Source organism: Nostoc sp. UCD121 (genome assembly GCF_014222285.1).
Lineage (GTDB): Bacteria > Cyanobacteriota > Cyanobacteriia > Cyanobacteriales > Nostocaceae > Nostoc.
In genome coordinates this window covers 67,308-88,374 of record NZ_JACKZS010000006.1, presented here as the reverse complement: position 1 = coordinate 88,374, position 21,067 = coordinate 67,308, and the positions used below count along the sequence as shown (strand labels likewise).

Genomic DNA, 21,067 nt, shown 5'->3' with positions numbered 1-21,067 from the left:
TTGTCCCCCTTGTCCCCACTCTTCACCTCTACTGTTAACTACGAGAGTTGCTTTCTAATCCTGGGATTTGCTTGGAAAACAATTCGTTAGGGTTAACCTGACCATCTGAAACAACAGAACGTATACCCTCCAAGGCGGCGGGAATTGAGCGCGGATCTATAAAAATCACTTTGCTGCTATCGCTTTTACCAATTGTCGCGCCCATATCGAGATAGCCTAAAGCAAACAGAACTTCTATTGCTTTATTGGCATTGGGGTTAGTGTGGAGCTTCTGGGAAATAACTTCTGCTGATTCTGCGATCGCTTGCGCTTTCAAAACCTGCTGCTGACGTTCAGCTTGAGCCTTCAAAACGATCGCCTTTTGTTCAGCTTCGGCTTGCAGAATTGTCGATTTTTGACGAGCTTCCGCATCCAGTAGTTGCGCGTCAGCTTTACCTCTGGCGCTATTGACAGCAGCTTCGCGTTCACCCTCAGAAGTTAAAATTGCTGCCCGTTTGCGTCGTTCTGCCGACATTTGCAATTCCATCGATTCTCGTACTGCCTGAGATGGAATAATATCTCGCAGTTCTACCCGTGTAACTTTCACTCCCCAAGGATCGGTAGCAACGTCCAAATCTCGTAGCAAAAGTTCACTAATGTGAGAACGAGCAGTAAAAGTTTGATCCAACTCCAGTTGCCCCATTTCAGCGCGAATTTGAGTTAGCACCATATTTATCATTGCAGCCTGGAGATTTTCTACCTTGTACCAGGCTTTTTCCATATCCACGATGCGCCAGTAAAACACTGCATCTACCTCAATGCCAACATTGTCGCGGGTGATACACTGTTGTGGAGGAATATCTAAGACTTTTTCGCGGATAGTTTCTTTGTAGACAATTTTATCTATGAAAGGAAAGATCACGTTTAGTCCTGGTTCCAGTTTTTTATTATAACTACCCAATCTTTCCACCAAAGCTTCATTGCCCTGATTGACGACTTTCACAGATCCCGCGACGGCAGAACCACCAAGGGCTAAAAGTACGAGCAAAAAAAACTGTTCCATTGTGAATCTCCTGATTTTAAAGTATTAAATCTCAAAGGTAAGATGATAATTACCAATGACAAATGACCAATGACAAATAACTAAGAATTCAACAAATTTTCTGGTATCACAATCAAAGTAGTACCCTCTCTCCTAACTACATAAACTCTTTGATGGGGTGCTATGGTAAATTTGTCATCGTCACATCGTGCTTGCCAGGAATTTCCCTCATACAACACCCGCCCTGTTTTACCAGGCGGAATTTCTGTTAAAGTTTCGGCTATGACTGCATCCTGAATTTTCGATTTGCGTCGTCGTGGTTGCAAAAACCGACGAGAAAGCACGATTAGGAATGTGGAAACTAATAGCCAAACTACAACTTGCAACCATACATTTCCCAAACCCACTCCAGACAGCAGCGCCACCACAAAAGCGCTAATTCCCATCATGAAGGCGACAAACGCCGATGGTAAGAACAGTTCCATGAGACACAAAACTGCTCCCGCCAGAAGCCAGATTAAGGTCAAACTTGGCATAGTGCCATCCTAGACTCTACATTGACGTAAATCCATTTCTACGATTAGATACAGCCAGACGTAAGTTATTTACAGAAAGCAAAACTTGGTCTTTTTACCAATAATTTTGATTACTTTCAGTAACCAGGTGTAGCTAGCGGTACACGAATCCAGTCTATTCTAGCCTTCAAGCCATTGCCAGCTAAATGTAATTGAAATTCATGAGTTGATTGGTTTTTTAAATTTATACTTTTATGATTTCTACTCAACTGACAATTTATTGTATAAATCCAGGCTGTAATAGCCCCATTAATCCTATTGGAGATCGTGTTTGTGCAAGTTGCCAAACTCCCTTGGTTCACCGTTATCTTTGGGCTACTGGCTCATTGTCTGCTCAAATTACACCAGGTACAAAAGTAGCAGATAGATATGGAGTAATTACTCGCCAGATTTGGCTGGATACTCAACCAGGACTACCACCAGATGTCCCTGAAGAATTACCAAAGGAAGTAATTCCTTATCTACGGTTATATCAAGAACGGTTACATCTGCCCCAAGCTTATGGGTTTGCTAGTGATGGTGAGGAAGATACAAGTGATATCCTCTTATTGGAAAATGTGCCGATAGATGACACAGGAAATATCTATCCAACTATTGTTGAAGCTTGGGAGCAAGCAACGGCGGTACGACAAGTTTATTGGCTGTGGCAAATTCTCCAACTTTGGACACCTTTATCAGAATTAGGACTTAGCCGCAGTTTACTAGTAGCAGACAACTTGAGAGTCCAAGGTTGGTGTGTGCGACTGTTAGAACTCTACCAAACATCAGAAGATGAGAAGCTGAGTTTAAAAAATCTGGGGGAATGTTGGCAGTTTTGGGTAGCTTCTGCAAAGACATCAGTAGCTAAAGGGTTGCAGAACATAGTCCAGGATATGTGTGAAACGGAAATTGAGTTGGATGATGTTGCTACTCAACTCAATGGTTTATTACTAGCATCTGCGGCAGAATTGCCACTAGTTTTGAAGGTGGCAGGTTCTACAGATATTGGCCCAATTATGGCGCAAAATGAAGACGCTTGCTACCCAAATACTTTGAATGACTTAGATGAGCCTTTATTCTCCCACTTGTCAATTGTTTGCGATGGCATTGGTGGACACGAAGGCGGCGAGGTTGCCAGTAGATTGGCAGTGCAGTCTGTAAAGTTGCAAATTCGCGTTTTACTAGCGGAGGTTACAGAACAAGCTGTACTTGTATCACCAGAGTTATTGCAGGAACAATTAGAAGCAAGCTTACGGGTGGTAAATAATGTGATTTGTGCCCGCAATAACGAACAAAAACGTCAAGGTAAAGAACGTATGGCTACAACCATTGTCATGGCGTTACAAGTTCCACAACGAGTACAGACAAGTACTGGATGGCAATCAAATAATACCCATGAACTTTACTTGGCTAATGTTGGCGATAGCCGTGCCTATTGGATTACTCGCAACTATTGTCAGCTACTCACAGTAGATGATGATGTGGCGACGCGAGAAGTCCGCTTTGCCAAAAGTTTGTATCGAAAAGCATTAATAAGAACAGATGCTACTGCCTTAACTCAAGCGTTGGGGACAAGAAATGCAGAATCTTTACGTCTCAAGATTCAGCGATTTATTGTGGAAGAAGATGGCATATTACTACTGTGTTCTGATGGTTTAAGTGATAATAACAGGGTGGAACAATATTGGCAAGATTATGCAATACCCGTGTTAAAAGGCCAGATGACAGTTGAAGATGCTGTCCGCAACTGGATTAACTTGGCAAACGAAAAAAATGGGCGTGATAATACGTCAGTTGTTCTCACTTATTGCCGTGTTGCTCCCGAATACTTAGTACCTGTGACTCCGGCGTTGCCAGAAGAGATCATAGAAGCAGAGATACAAGAAGAACAAGAAGAACAAGAGGAATTAGAGGAATTAGAGGAATTAGAGGAACAACAGGAACAAGAGGAATTAATTTCCTTCACAGAAAGTTCGCAAACTTTGCTAGATTTGGATCTAGATTTGGATCTAGATTTAGATACTTCAGAGGAATCAGTTACAAGCCCAGAAATTCCACCAACCTTAATTACAAAACCTAATCGGGGTAAACGCTTGGTAATGCTGGGGGGAATGTTTGCGTTGCTTGTAGGGGGTACAAGTTTAGGATTATTTGCTTGGTGGCAAATTAATCCTCAAGGATTCCAGCAAATGTGTCGGCAACTTCCTCAAAAAGTGCGGCAATTGTGTCCACCTGGTAATTAGCTTGCTAATTTGAAAACAATAAATGTTTACTCAAGTCTTTACCACGGATTAACATTGCTCTTCAGATAGTCACATAAAAACACAACGGTTTCCTATTTTATCTTCTGGTGAATTCATGATACTAACCTGTGCTTGATAAAGAATTCAGAAGTCAGAATTAATGAGTCAAAATCAAGATACTCGTAAGCGTTGCAATATAAGCTTTTTCGGTCACAATCCATTCTGTTAGCGGTAGCGGGGCATTTAGCCCATTCTGAATCCTGACTCCTGAATTCTGTTGCGATAAATAATCGAAAACGCGAAGCGTCTTAAGGATACTTCGCGTTTATATGCTAAAAAGAGTGCCTAATTAATTGTCGTCCTAAGCTGCAACTTTTTCCTCAAATGGCTTAAAAGTTTTTTTGCTAGCGCCGCAAATTGGACATTTCCAATCATCAGGAATTTCTTCAAAAGGTGTACCAGGTGCAATCCCAGAATCGGGATCGCCAGCAACGGGATCATAAATCATGCTGCATTGTCTACAAATCCATTTCCGAGTTTTAGGATCTTCACCTGCAACTCTAGTTGCTGTTTGTCCTCCATTTAATACTTCTAAGGCTTCAGCATAGCGATCGGCGTGGTAATTTTCGATGAATTTTAGCAAGCCAAAACGGTGTGCAGCTTCTCTAAATGTGTTGGCATGATCGGTAGATTCTTTAACTTGTTTGAGAAATTCTTCAGCCGCAGGATTGTCGCGATCGCGTTGGGCATCGGCGGCAAACTCTGGATACATTGTAGTATATTCATAAGTCTCGCCTTCAATTGCCAAAGATAAACATCGAGATATAATTTCCCGCTTTTGTTCATCAGTTAAAGCAGCCGCATTTTCTACCACAAGTTCTGGATGCAGCAACTTAAAATGTGCAAAAGCGTGTTCAGTTTCTTGATCTGCTGTTTCTTTAAAAAGTTTTGCCAAGTCTGGAAACCCAAGTTGACGCGCTACGTCAGCAAAAAACAGATACTTGCGATTTGCCATCGATTCACCACCGAAGGCAGCTTCTAAGTTTTGAAGTGTAGTAAAGTTTGACAAATCCATAATTTTGGATGACAGGGAAGTGATATTTAGTACGAGAACACAGACTCTACAACCGGATAAACGAGCCTTTCTTTGCATCAGCTAGAAACGGTTTATACAAACTTCTTCAGTCCATATTTAGCAATCCGTATTGTTAGCTGCTCTTGGACAATTATATTCGAGTAAAAAGCTTGACGCTTTCAATAATTAAGGTCTGGGTAAGTTCATTTAAGATTCTGGAACGATCGCAGCACCATCTCTAAGATTGAGCAATCCTGAGATAATAACTTTATCTTCTGGTTGTAATCCTTCAAGAACTTGGTAATTATTATCTTTGATTTCGCCTAGCTTCACGCGCCTTTGTCGAGCTACTTGTTGAGATACACCTTGGGGAGATGTTTCGCTTTCAACTACATAAACAAAAGTGTCGCCACCTACACGAGTCATTGCTGTTGTGGGGATTAAAATTCCGGGGCGCTGATTCCAAAACACTCTAGCCCTTACCAATTGATCTGCACGTAGCTGACCGTTAGGATTGTCAAAAAGTGCTTTGATCAGTATCCCTTGTGTTTCATTACTAGCAGTAGGCGCAATGAAAAAAACCCTACTTCTACCCAGCTTTTGACCTTGTGTATTCATCACCTCCACCGGCATTCCCTTACGCAATTGCGGCCCTTGCTGTAGTGGTACAGAGATGTTCAATTCTAAAGGCCGATTTTGCGTCAGATTAACTAATTGTGTAGAAGTATTAACTAAATCACCTACTTTCACAGCCATGTTGCCAACAGTGCCGCTAAAGGGAGCGGTAATTTTGTCAGACTGGATTTGTTGTGTTTGAGTATTTACATTAGCTTGCTGTAAGGTTTTTTCAGCCTGCAATATATTGGCTCTTTGGGCTTGAATCCTGGAATCAATTGCATCAAGACTAGTTTTAGCATTCGCAAGTCGATCAGCAAACTGATTGCGAGTCTGTCGAGACACGGCTCCTTGTTCAGCTAGAGTGGAATATTTTTCGTAGGTTTGCTGATACAATTGCACATTCTCAACGTATGATGCTCGTTGGGCTTCTAGAGATTTGAGTACAGTGCGGGCAGTTTCCAGTTGCAATAAAAATGCTTGAGGCGCTGCATTGTTAGGAGCGATCGCTGCTTGTGGTGTACGATCTACTTGGATAATTGGCGCTCCTTCGGGAACTGGATCTCCCGATTTCACAAATATTTGGGTAATTTGGCCCTGAATTCTCGGCTGGATTGTGACTGAGCGCTGAGATTTTAGACTCGCAATAAAATCTGAACTTTCCTCAATTATGCCGCTTTGTACTGTGGATACTTTGACTCTTACCCCTTGAGGTTGAGCGTTAGTAGTTGAAGGCGCTGAATTTTGCGGAGTGAGCAAACGCCAAACGAGGGCTGTTCCGCCCCCTAACAATAGTAGTGCTACTAAAAATAACCAAAGCCACCGCCGTTTTCCAGAAGGTGGCTCAAATGAGGTTTGTGGAGCTTTTTCTCCAAAATCAGTTTGAGGCTCAGGGGATGTCATGGCTTATGAGGATAAGGAACAAATTAACTAGAATTCAATCAAAATTTCATCTGTTTATCTTGAAATTACTGATTTAGCATGAGGTTTTGTGGCAAATTATGTGTTACCCCATCCAAATATACAGTTTTGATGATTCTGTCTTAATCTACCGAAAGGTTAATCCGTTCCTTAAAACCTATGCAAATCTCAATTTTTCCTCAAAAGGATAGATATCGCTATGCCGAAACTATGCACATAGACTTGCACATAAGAGAACTTCAACAAATAAATTGTCGATAGGCACAATTCATCAATTGTGCCTACATCATTTTTTGAGATGTCTAAGCAGTATCTTTGTTCAACTCACTGTAATCACTATTCCTGCACTCTCATTGGCCAATCTATCAACCGCACATACGGCATAAGTCCCCGCTTGTTGAACGGTAGCGAAGGTTGTGCCAGCAGACAAAATTCGCTGAATTGTCCAAGTATCGCCAGTTTGCCGATAAAGTGTCCAAGAACGAACTGGCTGATTATCTCCAGGCTGCCAACTCAGTTTGCGGTTATTGACTTGTAATCCAATGGGTGGAGGGGGTGGCGTTGTATCTTGCCAAGGCAAAGTTGGCGGTAGCGCAGGTTTGTTATAAAGTAGACTTTGGAATTTATCAGCAATGCCCTGACTATTTTCTGTCAAAACACCGAGATTAAAGAAGATATTGCCCAGTGATAACCGTCCTGCTTGGCTACGACTAATTTTCACCTGCTTTTCAATCTCATCACTCTCTCGACTCTTGTTGCTTGGTTCTGTCAAATTGTTACCAGCGTAAACGTGTCTTTGCTTTGTGTTTACCTGTGTCCACCACTGTAGCAATGCTGAATAACTTTGTTGTGTTTGATCTGTGCGCCAGTAAAGTTGAGGTGCAATATAATCAATCCACCCTTCTTCTAACCATTTTTTCGAGTCGGCATACAACACATTGTAAGCATCTAACCCAGTAACGCCAGCAGGTTGTCCGGGACGATAAATCCCAAAGGGACTAATACCAAATTTCACATCGGGTTTGGCTGCTTTAATTCCCTGCCAGAGACGCTGTACCATTTTGTTAACATTGTCCCGTCGCCAATCGCCAAGGTTGAGTGAACCACCAGCTGCTTGATATGCAGCATAAGTTTTGTTATCGGGGAAAGGTTGTCCCTCGATGGGATATGGATAAAAATAATCATCTAAGTGAATGCCATCAATATCGTAGCGCTTCACTACATCGAGAATTACGTTGTAAGCTCTATCTTGAACTATTTTCAATCCTGGATCCATCCAGCGTTGAGTTTTCCACAAATAAACGCTTTCTGGATTGGTAGCTGCTATGTGGGGACGGACTGTTTTAGCTGGGTCGGTGGAAGTGCTGGCGCGGTAAGGGTTGAACCAAGCATGAAGTTCAATATTGCGCTTGTGGCATTCTGCGATCGCAAACGCTAAAGGATCATAAAATGGTTCTGGTGCTTTCCCCTGAGTTCCTGTAATCCAAGCACTCCAAGGCTCTAATTGCGATTCATATAAAGCGTCTCCCTCCGGTCGCACCTGAAAGATCAGGGCATTGAAGTTTAGCGCTTGCAATTTAGTAATAATCTCGGTAAGTTCAGCTTTTTGTTGAGCAACAGGAAGTCCTGCTTTGGAAGGCCAATCACCATTCCACACAGATACTACCCACGCCCCTCGGAATTCACGGCTATGATTTACCTTAACGCTACCGACAGGTGCAGGTGTGGGTGTCGGTATTGGTATTGGTATTGGTGTGGGCGTTGGCGTTGGTGTGGGCTTTGGCGTAGGCGTTAGTGTTGGCGGCTGCACTAAGTAACTAGAGGCAATTTTTTCTGCTTCACCTAAATACACCAAAGCTTGATAAACAATTACTGCTACATCTGCACGGGTAGCTGCAAGATTAGGATTGAGTAATTTGATATTTGGGTGACTAACTACCAATCCAGCGCTGGTGGCAATAGCTACCTGATTTTTCCCATACGCAGGAATCTGAATAGAATCTTGATAAATTTGTGGGAGTGTTGAGAGGAGGTCTGGTTTTACCTTGGTGGCAATTTCTAAGCCCGCTACCAAGGAAATTAAAACTTCCGCCCTAGTAATTCGCTCGGCGGGGCGGAAACTTTTATCAGGAAACCCGCTAATAAATGCTTTTTCGTAAGCTGTTTGAATGGCAGCTGCTGCCCAATAATTCGTGGTTACATCCACAAAAGGTACATATTGCCGCTTCTTGGTAACTGTGCCAAATGCGTTGGCGATGATGGCGGCAAATTCAGCGCGAGTGAGTGAGTTATCGGGGCGATATGTACCATTAGGCGACCCATTAACAATACCACGTTGGGCTAAGGCTGTAATAAATAAGCGTGCCCAATGGTTTTGAATATCCGAGAAGGGAGTAGCAATAGATACCATTGTAGATTGCAGCTAGCTGGCCTTGATTTTGATTTCCTTAGTTAATTTAGCAATTTTCTTGGCGTAGGCGTAGTCTAACCTAGGCATCGCTGCTGCAATATCTTAGTAAACTTTCACTATTCAAATTTGGAAATGGGACATTGGACATTGCTTTTTCCTATTCCCCATTCCCCATTCCCTATCTACTAAGTAGGATTTGCAGCTTCGTTAGTAGAACTGGAGATAGAACGTCCATTCAGCGATAGCATCACACGTGAGATGCCAGTGAAAATAACGCTGACACCAACTAGTGTACCGAGAAGCCAGGGTGAATTGAAGGGCCACTGGAACCAAATCATTGCACCTAAGACCAGTGTAATAATTCCATCACCTAGTATCCAAGTCCAGTTTCCTTGCGGACGTAACTTGAATGCCAGAATTAACTCGAATGTACCTTCAGCCAGCAAAAAGCTGCCAAGTAATAGAGTCAGTGTAAGAATACCCGTATAAGGATAAACAAAGAGCATTATACCGGTTGCAATATAGAGTCCGCTCAATAGAAGTTTCCAAATAAAACCTCCTTCGTGACGGGTTTGAGTGGCATAAACTAGTTTTGTAAATCCAGCGAAAATCAAAATTACTGCAATCCAAGTCTCGGCAAATAAGGTCGAGAGACTAGGTGCTGCGATCGCAATCACCCCTAAAATACTCAGGAGAATACCACTTATGAGTGATCCATTAATATCCTTCTTAATATCTTTAGAAACATCAGCTGTCATACAAATCTTTTTCCTATTCTTAGACTAAACTCTACATTTAGATTAGGGAATTTCTAAGTAAGAAAGTATGAACCCTAAGATAGACTCATTAGTATTAACTTAATTGCGATCGTGACTAGAAATTTACAACTATTGAGACACTAAACCAATCATCTGACGACAACTGGATTGTGTCTACTTAACCTCCCCATAGCTCTGCCAGACTGCTTAAACGTTCATAAACAGAGATAAGGCGATCGCCTTCAAGTTCAACAGAAGTATTTGGATAATTCTGAATGGCTCCAAGGAGTGTAACTTCACCATTTTGTTGAATAGATGTACTTAAAGCACTTCGCAGCGCCTGCTGATCTAGTTGTCCTGCGGGGGGATGAACTACTTCACCAATTTGGTTAACTAAAATTGGCCCTGCCCAGCTAGAGAGCAAACTATTTAAAAAAGCAGCATCGGCTTTTATTGGAGCTTTTAGTGCCTTACGAGCTACTGCGGGATCTTGTTGGGCCGCCTCCAAATAAGCTCTTAGTGTCGGGGTAGTCTTGCCAGTTTCTGTAAACTGAGTTAATTCTTGAACAGATACCTGCCCCTGAAAAGTACCATACTTTAGAACAACTTGCTCGGCAGCATAAGCATTAGTACTTGAGAGGAGAACAATAGCGCCTACGCCTAAAGCTACAGTTTGACTGAGTAATTTAGCGAATTTGCTATTGTTTAATCGATTGAAAATTTGATTAATCTGCATTTTTTCTAATTTTATAATGTTGCAAAGGGTAGATATGCACAAAGCCTCAAGCCTTATATCTTTTCACAAAATTATTGCTACAGATAGATGATTAGGGGCGTATAAGCATACGCCCCTACAGCCAATTTGTTGCAAAATTTTTTGGAATTCGTTAGGCGAAGCTAATGAGGTAATATTGACTGATCTTCGTCTATGGTTGGTGCAGGTATACCCAAATGCTTGCGTGCAGATTCTTCACCTAGCTTTCGGTCTTGCTCATTCTCGAACTGACTCTCATCTAACAAATGAGGGTTTTTTGTCGCTTCATCTCGGCTTGGTTTATAGCCATTTTTCCACCTGTACTTCCAGTCCATAATTTGAAAGGCAGATATACTGCAATTTTATTTCCTAGTTCTTCATAGTAGGCGCTTAATGGAACATGACACTCCTACTATAGGTTGAAGAGACTCATTCTGAGGGTACAAATTTTACATCATCTTAAAGTAAGAATACTCTATGACCTTACTTTTAAAGCAATCAGGAGTTGCGATCGCAAATTTAATTTAGCAATACAAGAGCGTAGGCATCGCTGCTGGGTGCTATATAAAAAATTTGACTTTCTCTTTTTGGTGTTTTCCGCAAACAAAATAACTTTTGATTTTCTCAAAATGCTTGAATGCTTTCTCAATAGCAATCAACTATAAAGTAAAGCGTGTCCAGGTAACTTTTATCTAATTTTTGCGATTCTGCAAATATGCGCTCTCGGTAATTATCTTTGAGGCGAACATTTTCCGGCGCTAAGTCTTTTTTATCTGCCATTGTTATAACTCGTCGTAAACCAGACACTTTATATTCTGAGGATTTCTTATTTTCCTCCGCTTAGAGTGATGGAACAGGGTTATATTTTAGATGCGTTTGCCCTAGTATGAATAGAGTTAAGTAACTTTGAGCGATATCGATAACGCCACATCACAAAGCCAGTGACAGATAAAATAGTGGGAGCAAGACCAACAAGAACGTATAGAATACGAGTTGCTAGCCCACCGAAAGTACCGTAGTGTAGGGGGTTAAAAGCATCCATCACTTCGTCACCAACAGAAAGCGATCGCGAATTACGAATATGTAACACCTCACCTGTATATTGGTCTAAATACACTCGGCTGCGCCAAACTTCTTTTTCTTCTGGAAAGCGTTTACCCAACATAAATACAGCTTTAGGACTGGTTGGGAAACTGATATAAGTGTTTACAGCGCCTGGTAAAGCAGCATCAGCACGTTGCAAAAGGTCTTTTAAAGCTAATGGTGGTTTACCAGGTATGGGTTTGGATTCAGGTTCTATAGGTTTGGGTGAAAAAGTGACAGCATAAATTACAGGATCAGCGTAAGTGTAAAAATTCCAGAAAAACCCTGTGAAAGCAGTCAGTGCTAGAAATACAGCTGTGATGATTCCCACTACTTTATGGATATCAAAATTGGTACGTTTGATATGACCATTCCATTTGATTTTGAAACCCGAAATCAGCTTTCGCCAACCAGGCCAAAGGATAATTCCTGTAATACTAAGGATGAATAGTAAAAGTGCCGCAATACCAACAATTGCAATCCCAGTATCGCCTGCTAGTAATGAATAGTGGAGATTGTAGATTACACTCATGATGGTATAATCACTAAGGCGATCGCCTAAAATTTTGCCCGTGTAGGGGTTGATAATTACCTCTAATGTCGGTTTATTTGGGGATTGCAACTGAAGTTGTATAGGTTGATCGGGCTCTTGGGGTAATCCCAAGAAACTAAAACTCAAACTCGGATCAGGATAGGCTGCTTTCACCTTATCAATGACAGATAATATCGACACCTGCTGCTGTTGAGGTGTAATTTTACCAAACTGAAATTCAAGCAGAAAATGGTTAATTTCTTCCTCAAAAACTAGCAGGCTACCTGTCAAGCCAACAATTATGATAACCAGTCCAGCAGCTAATCCTAAATAACGATGTAACTGGAAAGCCAGATGACGAAGTTTCATATTAAAACTCAATAGTAAATGAGCCAATAACTGTAAGCGGTGCGCCGGGAAGTACAGTTGTTCTACCAAGTTCGCTGGTTTCAAAATAGCCAACATCAAATAAGTTCTGAAAATTAATCGCAGCCCGCCAATTATTTTGTCTATAGTAAATTACTGCATCGGTACGTATATAGCTTGGTAATTCATAGCTATTTTCTAAATCACCCTGTCGCGCATCTACATAAAACAATCCCGTCCCCAAACCTAATCCTTTGAAACCACCATTTTGAAACTCATAGGTTGTCCATAAGCTGGCTTTATTGTGAGGAACGTTAGGGACTTTATTACCAACTTGAAAATCATTGCTCTCAGTAATTTCAGCGTTGGTATAAGTGTAAGAAGCAATGATATTCCACCCTGGCGAAATCTGCCCAGAAATATCAAATTCGATCCCCCGACTACGTTGTTCACCGATTGTAATGCTAAATGCTGGATCGATAGGATCTGTAGTAGCGATATTAGATTTTGTAATTTCGTAAAATGCAAGATTAGCAGCAATATTGGGGTTCAATTCGACTCGAATACCTGTTTCATATTGAGTTCCGCGCGTTGGTTCCACTAATGAGCCATCAATACGAACACCACTATTAGGAGCAAAGGAACGGCTGTAGCTGGCATAAAGTGAAATCGGTTGAATTGGCTGATATACAATACCTATACGCGGGCTAAAGGCCTCATCTGATTGGCTACTTTGACTATTTTCTAGCTTGTCATCACGTTCTTGTGTGACAGTATCAAATCGACCACCAACTAAAAGTTTTACATTATCTGTCAAAGCAATTTGGTCTTGTAAGAAAATACCCAAGCTATCAGTTGTCGTGAAGTCATCCCGGCGAAAAATGAAGCTAGAACGATCTGGTGGACGTACATTATAGATGGGATTAAAAATATTTATGCTTGGTGTTTGCCGATCTGCTATAGATGTATCAAAAGCATCAGATGGTGTTCTAAAGAAGCCTTCTAAAGTATTTCTTTGTAAATCAAAGCCAACTAAGAGCTGATGATTGACTGAGCCTGTTTTAAATTTAGTTGTGAGGTCAGTCTGCATCGAATATATTGTGTACTCATTAGCACTATCAAAATAATCACGGAATAAAGTGCCAGTAGCTTCATCTAGTTCTGCTGCGTTGGTGTTAAATACTGTTTCATTATTTTGTAAAAATTGAAAGGCGTTGCGGATTTTGAGATTATCGTTAAACTCATGTTCTAAACGATAACCAATGCTAAACTGTTCGCTGCGCCTAAAATCACCAGGTTCGCCTAAAAAACGACTGATCGGGATATCAGCAATTCCTCTTCCTATCGCAACTATCCCACGATCAAGAGTACGTTGGTCGTATAGATAGCTAGTGTTAATAGATAAATTGGTGCGATCGCCTAACTTAATATCAAACACAGGTGCAGCGAAAACTCGCTCACTATTCACAAAATCACGGAAGCTACCTGCATTTTGATAAGCCAGATTCAGTCGATAGAGTAATGCTTTATCTGGAGTTAACGGCCCAGACATGTCAAAACTACCACGATAAAAACTATCGCTACCAATGGATAATTCTGCACTATAGAAAGGATCAGCTAAAGGTTGCTTAGTTACAATATTGACTACCCCTCCCGGTTCAACATTGCCATATAAAACCGAAGCTGGCCCCTTTAAAACCTCTACTTGCTCAATATTTGCGGGATCTCGTAAAGAGGAATTACCGTCTGCGGTGCTTTCTTTGAACCCATTTACCAGTGTGCTGGCATTGTCAAATCCCCGAATATTGAAACTATCTACTGTGCCGCCAAAACTATTACTTGTAAAAACACCACTAACATTTCGTAGTGCATCAATCAGACGAACAGTTTTTTGATCCTCTAACACTTGTCGAGGTACAACCTGTATTGATTGGGGAATATCGCGGATAGGTGTGTCTGTTCTAGTAGCAGTTGAAGATTCTGTTACTCTATATCCGTCTTGTTCACCTGTTACCACCAACTCAATTGGTTCATCCGCTTCTGACGATGCTGCCGGTGCTTCTGGTGATGGTGTTTCTGGTGATGGCGTTTCTGGTGATGGTGTTTCTGACGATGGTGTTTCTGGCTGGGTTGTGGCTGGCGGCGGTTGCTGCGATGAAGATACTACTGGCGTTACCCCAAAAATCAAACCTTCATCACTATCAAATAGCTCAATTTTGGGTACGCTTTCCTCGCCTATAAAGGTCACGCGAATACTATTTGCATCTTGATTAGTGACAATTACCTCTGCAATCCCACCTGCTGGTTTTTCTTGGCGAAATGTCTGACCATTAGAGAGGCGTAGTTGAGCATTAGCAATGTTGGCAATATAAGTATTGCCATCTGTTTGTGGCGATACTTCCAACTTTTCGCCCAAGGGAGTTTCTAAAATCAAGTCTATACCCGTTTGAGTGGTATTAATCTTGACTGCCGTAATTTCTCTAACTTGATTTACAGGCTGTGAACTGGGTGTTGAAGACTGAGCTAGCCTATTTGCACTTCCAAAAGAAGGCTCTACTTTACTAAATCTTGGTATCTTTTTGCTTGATTTAACATTCGTACTCGTCTGAATTGACCGATTGGAGGACTGTACCTCTTTTTTTGCGACTTCTCTACTCAAAGCTGGAGTAGATTCCCCCACAACAACTGAATTTATTAGTAACAGGCTTGGCAGTAATAGCTCTAGTTTCATTCTTGTCTTCACGCCCAATCGCAACCCACACTTTGTAATTGAATAGTACTGGCAAGATTATCACAAGTTATTCTCATTATGTAAATATCTGAGCAAAATATCCTTTTTTGAGAAAAATTATCAAATTTTAAGACTTAAAAAAACATAAAAAGCTCTGCCATCACAGGAAAATATATCTGTGCGGTCTTTGAAAATTAGTTTTTCATTCTTAACGCCTACTTACTATAAGGTACATGAATGTGGACACTTAATCCTAGTGATGCCAGATATTTCAATAACTTGCAGGTTCCTTTTTTTGTTAAAAAAGCCATATAGAAGCAATTGCATCTATCTAAAGAAATAAATATTTTTTACGATTTAAAATTAATCAAAGAGACAAGTAGTGATAAGTATTTGTTATCACTAAGGGCTTGCAAGATATAGTCAATTGCATTATGGTGATTATTAATTGATAATAAATAGCAATAACTTGAATTTCAATTTGCTCACGTTATTGATAGAGAAACCACATAGCTTTGATGGTGTTTGGTGGCAGTTGAGTTCAGGATCGGCATCTAGCTTTTGAGAATAAAATGGTTCACCCTTTTAATGGCTTGAAGGATATTGTGTATAGCTGTTCGACGTTGGTTGATATTCTGCAATACAGATGTAGATATCAACCGCACAAAGAGGCTTTTAACTTTTTACAAGATGAGAAAGATACAGTAATTACACTGACATATCAAGAGTTACATCGACGATCGCGGGCGATCGCATCTCAACTACAATCAATGGGTATGGCTGGCAAACGTGCATTACTGCTGTACCCACCAGGACTTGACTTTGTAGCTGGTTTTTTTGGCTGTTTATATGCTGGGGTGGTAGCAGTACCTGCTTACCCACCCCGTAACCAGCGCAACACACCGAGAATTCAAGCCATTATCGCAGATGCACAGGCAGCTATCGGTCTCACTACAACCAACCTCTTGCCAAAAATGCAATCCCTATTGGGAAATTTGCAGTGGTTAGCTACTGACAACTTGAGTTTGGAAATAGAAACGACTTGGCAAGTATCAACTATTAACCAAGATTCTTTAGCCTTTCTACAATACACCTCCGGTTCTACAGGTACGCCGAAGGGAGTAATGGTAAGTCATGGAAACTTATTACACAATTGCGAATACATCAAGCAAGCCTTTGAACTGACATCAGAAAGTGTGTCAGTCACTTGGCTACCTAGCTTCCATGATATGGGACTCATTGACGGCATTCTCCAGCCCTTGTACACGGGCTTTCTTGGTGTATTGATGCCGCCGGGAGCCTTTATTCAACGACCAATTCGCTGGCTTGAGGCAATTTCCCGCTATGGAGCAACACATTGTGGAGGGCCTAACTTTGCCTATGAGCTTTGTGTTAACAAGATTACTCCAGAACAACAACGAACCCTTGATTTAAGTAGTTGGCGTACTGCTTACAGTGGAGCAGAACCAATTCGGCGAGAAACTTTAGAGCGGTTTGCAACCTTTTTTGAGCCATGCGGTTTTCAGCCTAGCTTTTTCTATCCCTGTTACGGCATGGCTGAAGCTACCCTGATGGTTTCGGGTGGTGAGGTCAAAGACGAGCCAGTTTACTGTGCAGTCGAAACAGATGCTTTAGAACAAAACCAGGTTGTAAAAGCCTCAAAAAATAGCCAGAATGTTAGGCATCTGGTAGGGTGTGGACACTCTTGGTTGCATACCAAAATTGTCATTGTTGACCCGGAATCGCTGACACTGTGCCCTGCTAACCGAGTGGGAGAAATTTGGGTATCAGGAGCAAGTGTTGCTCAGGGTTATTGGAAGAAGCAAGAAGAAACAGCACAAACCTTCCACGCTTACCTCAAAGACACAGGAGTTAGCGTTCGCGTAGCGTCTCGTAGAGAAGCGTTAGCGACAGTAGGAGCATCAGGGCCGTTTTTACGGACTGGAGATTTAGGCTTTTTAGATAATGGTGAACTCTTCATTACAGGTCGTGTTAAAGATTTAATTATTATTCGTGGTCGCAATCTTTATCCCCAAGATATTGAATTGACAGCAGAACGGAGTCATCCTTCTTTGCGTCTGGGTAGTTGTGCTGCTTTTGCGGTTGAAGTAGATAACGAAGAACACTTGGTAGTAGTACAAGAATTGGAATTTCGTGCCAAACCCAACCATGAGGAAGTAATTAGCGCCATCCGTCAGGCAGTTGCAGAAGAGCATGAAATACAAGCCTATGCAGTAGTTTTGATTAAACCCGGAACTATTCATAAAACCTCCAGTGGCAAGATTCAACGCCGTGCCACGAAGGCAGCATTTATAGTAAATAACCTAGATATAGTTGCCAGCAATATTACAAAAAGGGCTGAGGTTGCAGTCACAGAAAATAAATTGCAACGCCAAGTTATATTGAGTCTGACTCCAAGGGAGAGACAGCCAGTACTAGAGGCATATATTCAAGAACAAGTAGCCCAAGTATTATCTATCCCACTGCATGAAGTTAACCTAGAACAAGCCTTCAGCAGTTTTGGGCTAGATTCTTTGAAAGCCTTTGAACTGAAAAACCGAATTGAAAACCATCTAGAAATTACTTTATCTATAGCCGACTTCTTTACAGGCTTGACTGCGCGATCGCTCTCTACTAAGATACTTGCTCAACTCAAAACAGATGCGATTTCCTCAGAATGGCTTCTTCCAGTCCACAAAGACAGCGAATTTCATCCCCTATCTTTTGCTCAACAACGACTGTGGTTTATTCATCAGCTAACATCTGATACACCTGCATACAACATTCCCTTGATCATTCGTTTCCAAGGAAGCGTTAATGTTGCAGTTCTAGAGCAAAGCCTGAACGAAATCATCAGACGTCACGAAATCTTACGCACAAACTTTATAGTTGTAGACGGGCAACCTGTTCAAGTTGTTCAGCCAGACCTGAGCATCAAATTACTAGTTGAAGATTTACAAAAATTACCACAGAGCGATCGCACCACAAAAGCCCACCATCTTACCAAAGAGTTAGCACAGCAAACCTTCGACTTATCTTCTCAACCTCTTTTTCGTGTCCAACTGCTACGTATAGGAGAAGCAGAATATCAGTTGGTGTTGATTTTAGACCACATTGTTGTTGATGGTTGGTCTATTGGTATCCTCACCCGCGAACTAGCTGCAATTTACGAAGCATTTGTCAATAACCAACCCTCACCACTACCAGAACTACCAATACAGTATCTAGATTTTACTTATTGGCAAAGGCAATGGTTGCAAGGCGAACGCTTACAAACACTGATTGCTTACTGGAAGCAACAATTAGGCGGAAGCTTACCAGTATTGGATTTGCCCACAGACAAGCCAAGAGGGGCTTTTCCTACGTTCAACGGCGCTCAAGCAAAACTAGTTCTATCGCCTAGCTTGAGTGCTGAATTGAAAAACCTCTGCCAGCAAGAAGGAGCTACCCTATTTATGGTCTTGCTGGCAGCATTTAAAACCCTGCTATATCGCTACACCGGCCAAACAGATATCTTGGTTGGTTCTGCGATCGCTAGTCGTAATCGAGCCGAGCTAGATTCATTAATTGGTTTTTTTGTCAATATTTTAGTATTGCGTACTTCCCTTGATGGTGTACCCACTTTTAGAGAATTACTAGAACGGGTAAAAGCGATCGCCTTAGAAGCTTACACTCATCAAGACCTACCCTTTGAAAAGTTAGTAGAGGAACTACAGCCAGAGCGACACCTGAGCTACAATCCTCTATTTCAAGTGATGTTCGTTTTGCAGAACGTGCCATTACCAACGCCAAAATTATCAGATATAGATATAACTTTTGAAGAAGGATTTAACGACACATCTAAGTTCGATTTAACTCTGTTTATGGAAGATAGAGAACAGGGATTAATCGCAACTTTAGAGTACGATACTGATCTGTTCGGTACAGATACCATGCATCGAATGCTGGGGCATTTGCAAACATTACTGGAGGCTATTGTTGCCAATCCCAATCAGAGCATTGCAGAATTACCCTTGTTAACTGGTTTCGAGAGAAAGCAAATCCTAGTTGATTGGAATCAGACTCAAACAGAGTATCCACAACACCTGTGTATTCATCAGTTATTTGAGCAGCAAGTTGAAATTACACCAAATGCTGTTGCACTAGTATTTGAAAATCAAAGGCTAACCTACCGTGAGTTAAACAACCAAGCAAATCAGCTAGCAGATTACTTACAAAAACTAGGGGTCAAACCAGAGATTTGTGTAGGCATCTGCATGGAACGCTCACCAGAAATGGTGATTGGGCTGTTAGCAATTATCAAGGCTGGTGGTGCTTATGTACCACTCGATCCTAAATATCCTCAAGAACGTTTAGCGTTCATGTTAGAAGACAGTCAGACACAGATTTTGCTTACTCAAACACATTTGGTTAAATGTTTTGCAGATGCTAAAGTTAATACCATCTGTTTGGATAGTGATTGGCAGTTCCGAGAGCAACAAAATACAGTAAATCTCTTCAGTGGAGCAACATCGAAAAACTTAGCTTATATTATTTACACCTCTGGTTCGACAGGTAAACCAAAAGGCGTTGCTATTGAACATCGTAGTTGCATTGCTTTGTTAACCTGGGCAAGAAAAGTATTTGCCGATGATGAACTTGTGGGAGTATTAGCATCGACTTCTATTTGTTTCGATTTATCAGTATTTGAACTATTTGTGCCTTTGAGTTGGGGTGGAAAAGTAATTCTGGTAGAGAACGCTTTGCATCTGCCTAACTCGCCTGCTGCTACAGAAGTAACTTTAGTAAATACAGTTCCTAGTATCATCAGCGAGTTACTGCGAATTAATGGTTTACCTATTTCAGTACGCACGCTTAACCTTGCTGGTGAACCACTTCAGCATCAACTTGTGCAACAGATTTATCAAAATGATGCAGTTCAAAAAGTTTTTAACCTTTATGGGCCTTCCGAAGATACGACCTATTCCACATTTACTTTAGTGGAGAGAGGAGATAAGATTGTAACCATAGGTCGCCCTATTGATAATACACAAGTTTATCTACTTGATGGTCATTTACAGCCAGTGCCAATTGGAGTAAAAGGGGAAATTTATATTGCTGGTGCTGGTTTAGCTAGAGGCTATTTAAACAGACCAGAAGTAACTACTGAACGCTTCATTGCTAACTCTTTTGATAACGAACTTAATGCCCGTCTATATAAAACTGGGGATTTAGGTCGTTATTTACCAAATGGTAATTTAGAATATTTAGGACGCATTGATTATCAAGTCAAAATTCGAGGTTTTCGGATTGAGTTAGGCGAAATTGAAAAGGTATTAATCGAATATTCAGCAGTGCGAGAAGTGATAGTTCTGGCGTTAGAAAAACAGTCAGACGACAAACACTTAGTAGCTTATTTTGTTCCTGAGCAGGAACAGACACCCACCACTAATGAACTGCGAAATTATTTGAAAGGGACTTTACCTGATTACATGGTTCCGGCTATTTTCGTGCAACTAGATGCTATGCCTATGTTGCCAAATGGTAAAGTAAATCGTGGCGCTTTGCAATTGCCTACAGACTTGTATCCAGAAATTACAGTGACTTATGAAGCTCCAAATTCTGAAATGGAAAGAGCGATCGCTAATATATGGCAAGAAGTATTAAAATTAGAAAAAGTAGGTATAAATGATAATTTCTTTGACCTCGGTGGTCATTCGTTGCTGATGGTGCAGGTGAAACAAAAGCTAGATTCGGCATTTCACAAGGAATTATCTATTATTGAATTGTTTCAACATTCAACTATTCATTCTCTGGCAAAATATTTAAGGCAAGATTCAGATAAAGATTCGCCTTGGGAATCAATACGTGAACGTACTCAAAAACAAAGAAATGCAATCATAAGAAAACAACAACTTTTAAGTAGCTCTGCCAAAAAGAAGCTGTAAAAATTATAAGTTTAATCTTACAAAGACAAAACTGACAGTATAAAATAGAAATTTTATTAGTTTTTATTTTTAGTAAA

General features: G+C 41.1%; 13 protein-coding genes. 2 read left to right on the top strand and 11 right to left on the bottom strand.

Features of this window, described 5'->3' with window-relative positions; all coding sequences use genetic code 11:
* Positions 1–34 precede the first annotated feature (34 nt).
* On the bottom strand, positions 35–1,042 hold the full coding sequence (locus GNF10_RS02580) for an SPFH domain-containing protein (RefSeq protein ID WP_185580348.1): 1,008 nt from the start codon (positions 1,040–1,042) through the stop codon (positions 35–37).
* A gap of 80 nt (positions 1,043–1,122) precedes the next feature.
* Positions 1,123–1,557 (bottom strand): NfeD family protein, encoded by a 435-nt coding sequence (locus tag GNF10_RS02575; protein WP_185580347.1) that lies wholly within the window; start codon positions 1,555–1,557, stop codon positions 1,123–1,125.
* Positions 1,558–1,790: 233 nt separating this feature from the next.
* On the opposite strand from GNF10_RS02575, the gene GNF10_RS02570 reads away from it, so the two are divergent.
* Complete coding sequence (locus GNF10_RS02570; protein WP_185580346.1) at positions 1,791–3,818, top strand: protein phosphatase 2C domain-containing protein; 2,028 nt, start codon at positions 1,791–1,793, stop codon at positions 3,816–3,818.
* A 361-nt stretch (positions 3,819–4,179) separates the two neighbouring features.
* Here GNF10_RS02570 and GNF10_RS39250 read toward each other — a convergent pair whose 3' ends face one another.
* The 9 genes from GNF10_RS39250 to GNF10_RS02530 form a co-directional block, all read right to left on the bottom strand.
* Positions 4,180–4,893, bottom strand: a complete 714-nt coding sequence (locus GNF10_RS39250; RefSeq protein ID WP_185580345.1) for a rubrerythrin family protein — start codon at positions 4,891–4,893, stop codon at positions 4,180–4,182.
* Between the two features lie 207 nt (positions 4,894–5,100).
* Entirely contained in the window at positions 5,101–6,411 is a 1,311-nt protein-coding gene (locus GNF10_RS02560; RefSeq protein WP_185580344.1) for an efflux RND transporter periplasmic adaptor subunit, read from the bottom strand.
* A 337-nt stretch (positions 6,412–6,748) separates the two neighbouring features.
* Positions 6,749–8,839 (bottom strand): family 10 glycosylhydrolase, encoded by a 2,091-nt coding sequence (locus GNF10_RS02555; protein ID WP_185580343.1) that lies wholly within the window; start codon positions 8,837–8,839, stop codon positions 6,749–6,751.
* A 185-nt stretch (positions 8,840–9,024) separates the two neighbouring features.
* A complete protein-coding gene (locus GNF10_RS02550; protein ID WP_185580342.1) occupies positions 9,025–9,597 on the bottom strand; it encodes an HdeD family acid-resistance protein in 573 nt (190 codons plus the stop codon).
* Positions 9,598–9,775: 178 nt separating this feature from the next.
* Positions 9,776–10,333 carry an alpha/beta hydrolase gene (locus GNF10_RS02545; RefSeq protein WP_185580341.1) on the bottom strand — a complete coding sequence of 186 codons (558 nt, stop codon included), beginning with the start codon at positions 10,331–10,333 and terminating at the stop codon, positions 9,776–9,778.
* 161 nt (positions 10,334–10,494) lie between these two features.
* On the bottom strand, positions 10,495–10,686 hold the full coding sequence (locus GNF10_RS02540; RefSeq protein WP_185580340.1) for a bromodomain-containing protein: 192 nt from the start codon (positions 10,684–10,686) through the stop codon (positions 10,495–10,497).
* A 310-nt stretch (positions 10,687–10,996) separates the two neighbouring features.
* Complete coding sequence (locus GNF10_RS38290; RefSeq protein WP_260445805.1) at positions 10,997–11,131, bottom strand: hypothetical protein; 135 nt, start codon at positions 11,129–11,131, stop codon at positions 10,997–10,999.
* 79 nt (positions 11,132–11,210) lie between these two features.
* Complete coding sequence (locus GNF10_RS02535; RefSeq protein WP_185580339.1) at positions 11,211–12,335, bottom strand: PepSY domain-containing protein; 1,125 nt, start codon at positions 12,333–12,335, stop codon at positions 11,211–11,213.
* Between the two features lies 1 nt (position 12,336).
* Positions 12,337–15,063 (bottom strand): TonB-dependent receptor, encoded by a 2,727-nt coding sequence (locus GNF10_RS02530; RefSeq protein WP_185580338.1) that lies wholly within the window; start codon positions 15,061–15,063, stop codon positions 12,337–12,339.
* 572 nt (positions 15,064–15,635) lie between these two features.
* Here GNF10_RS02530 and GNF10_RS02525 point away from each other — a divergent pair.
* A complete protein-coding gene (locus GNF10_RS02525; protein ID WP_185580337.1) occupies positions 15,636–20,990 on the top strand; it encodes a non-ribosomal peptide synthetase in 5,355 nt (1,784 codons plus the stop codon).
* Positions 20,991–21,067 lie beyond the last annotated feature (77 nt).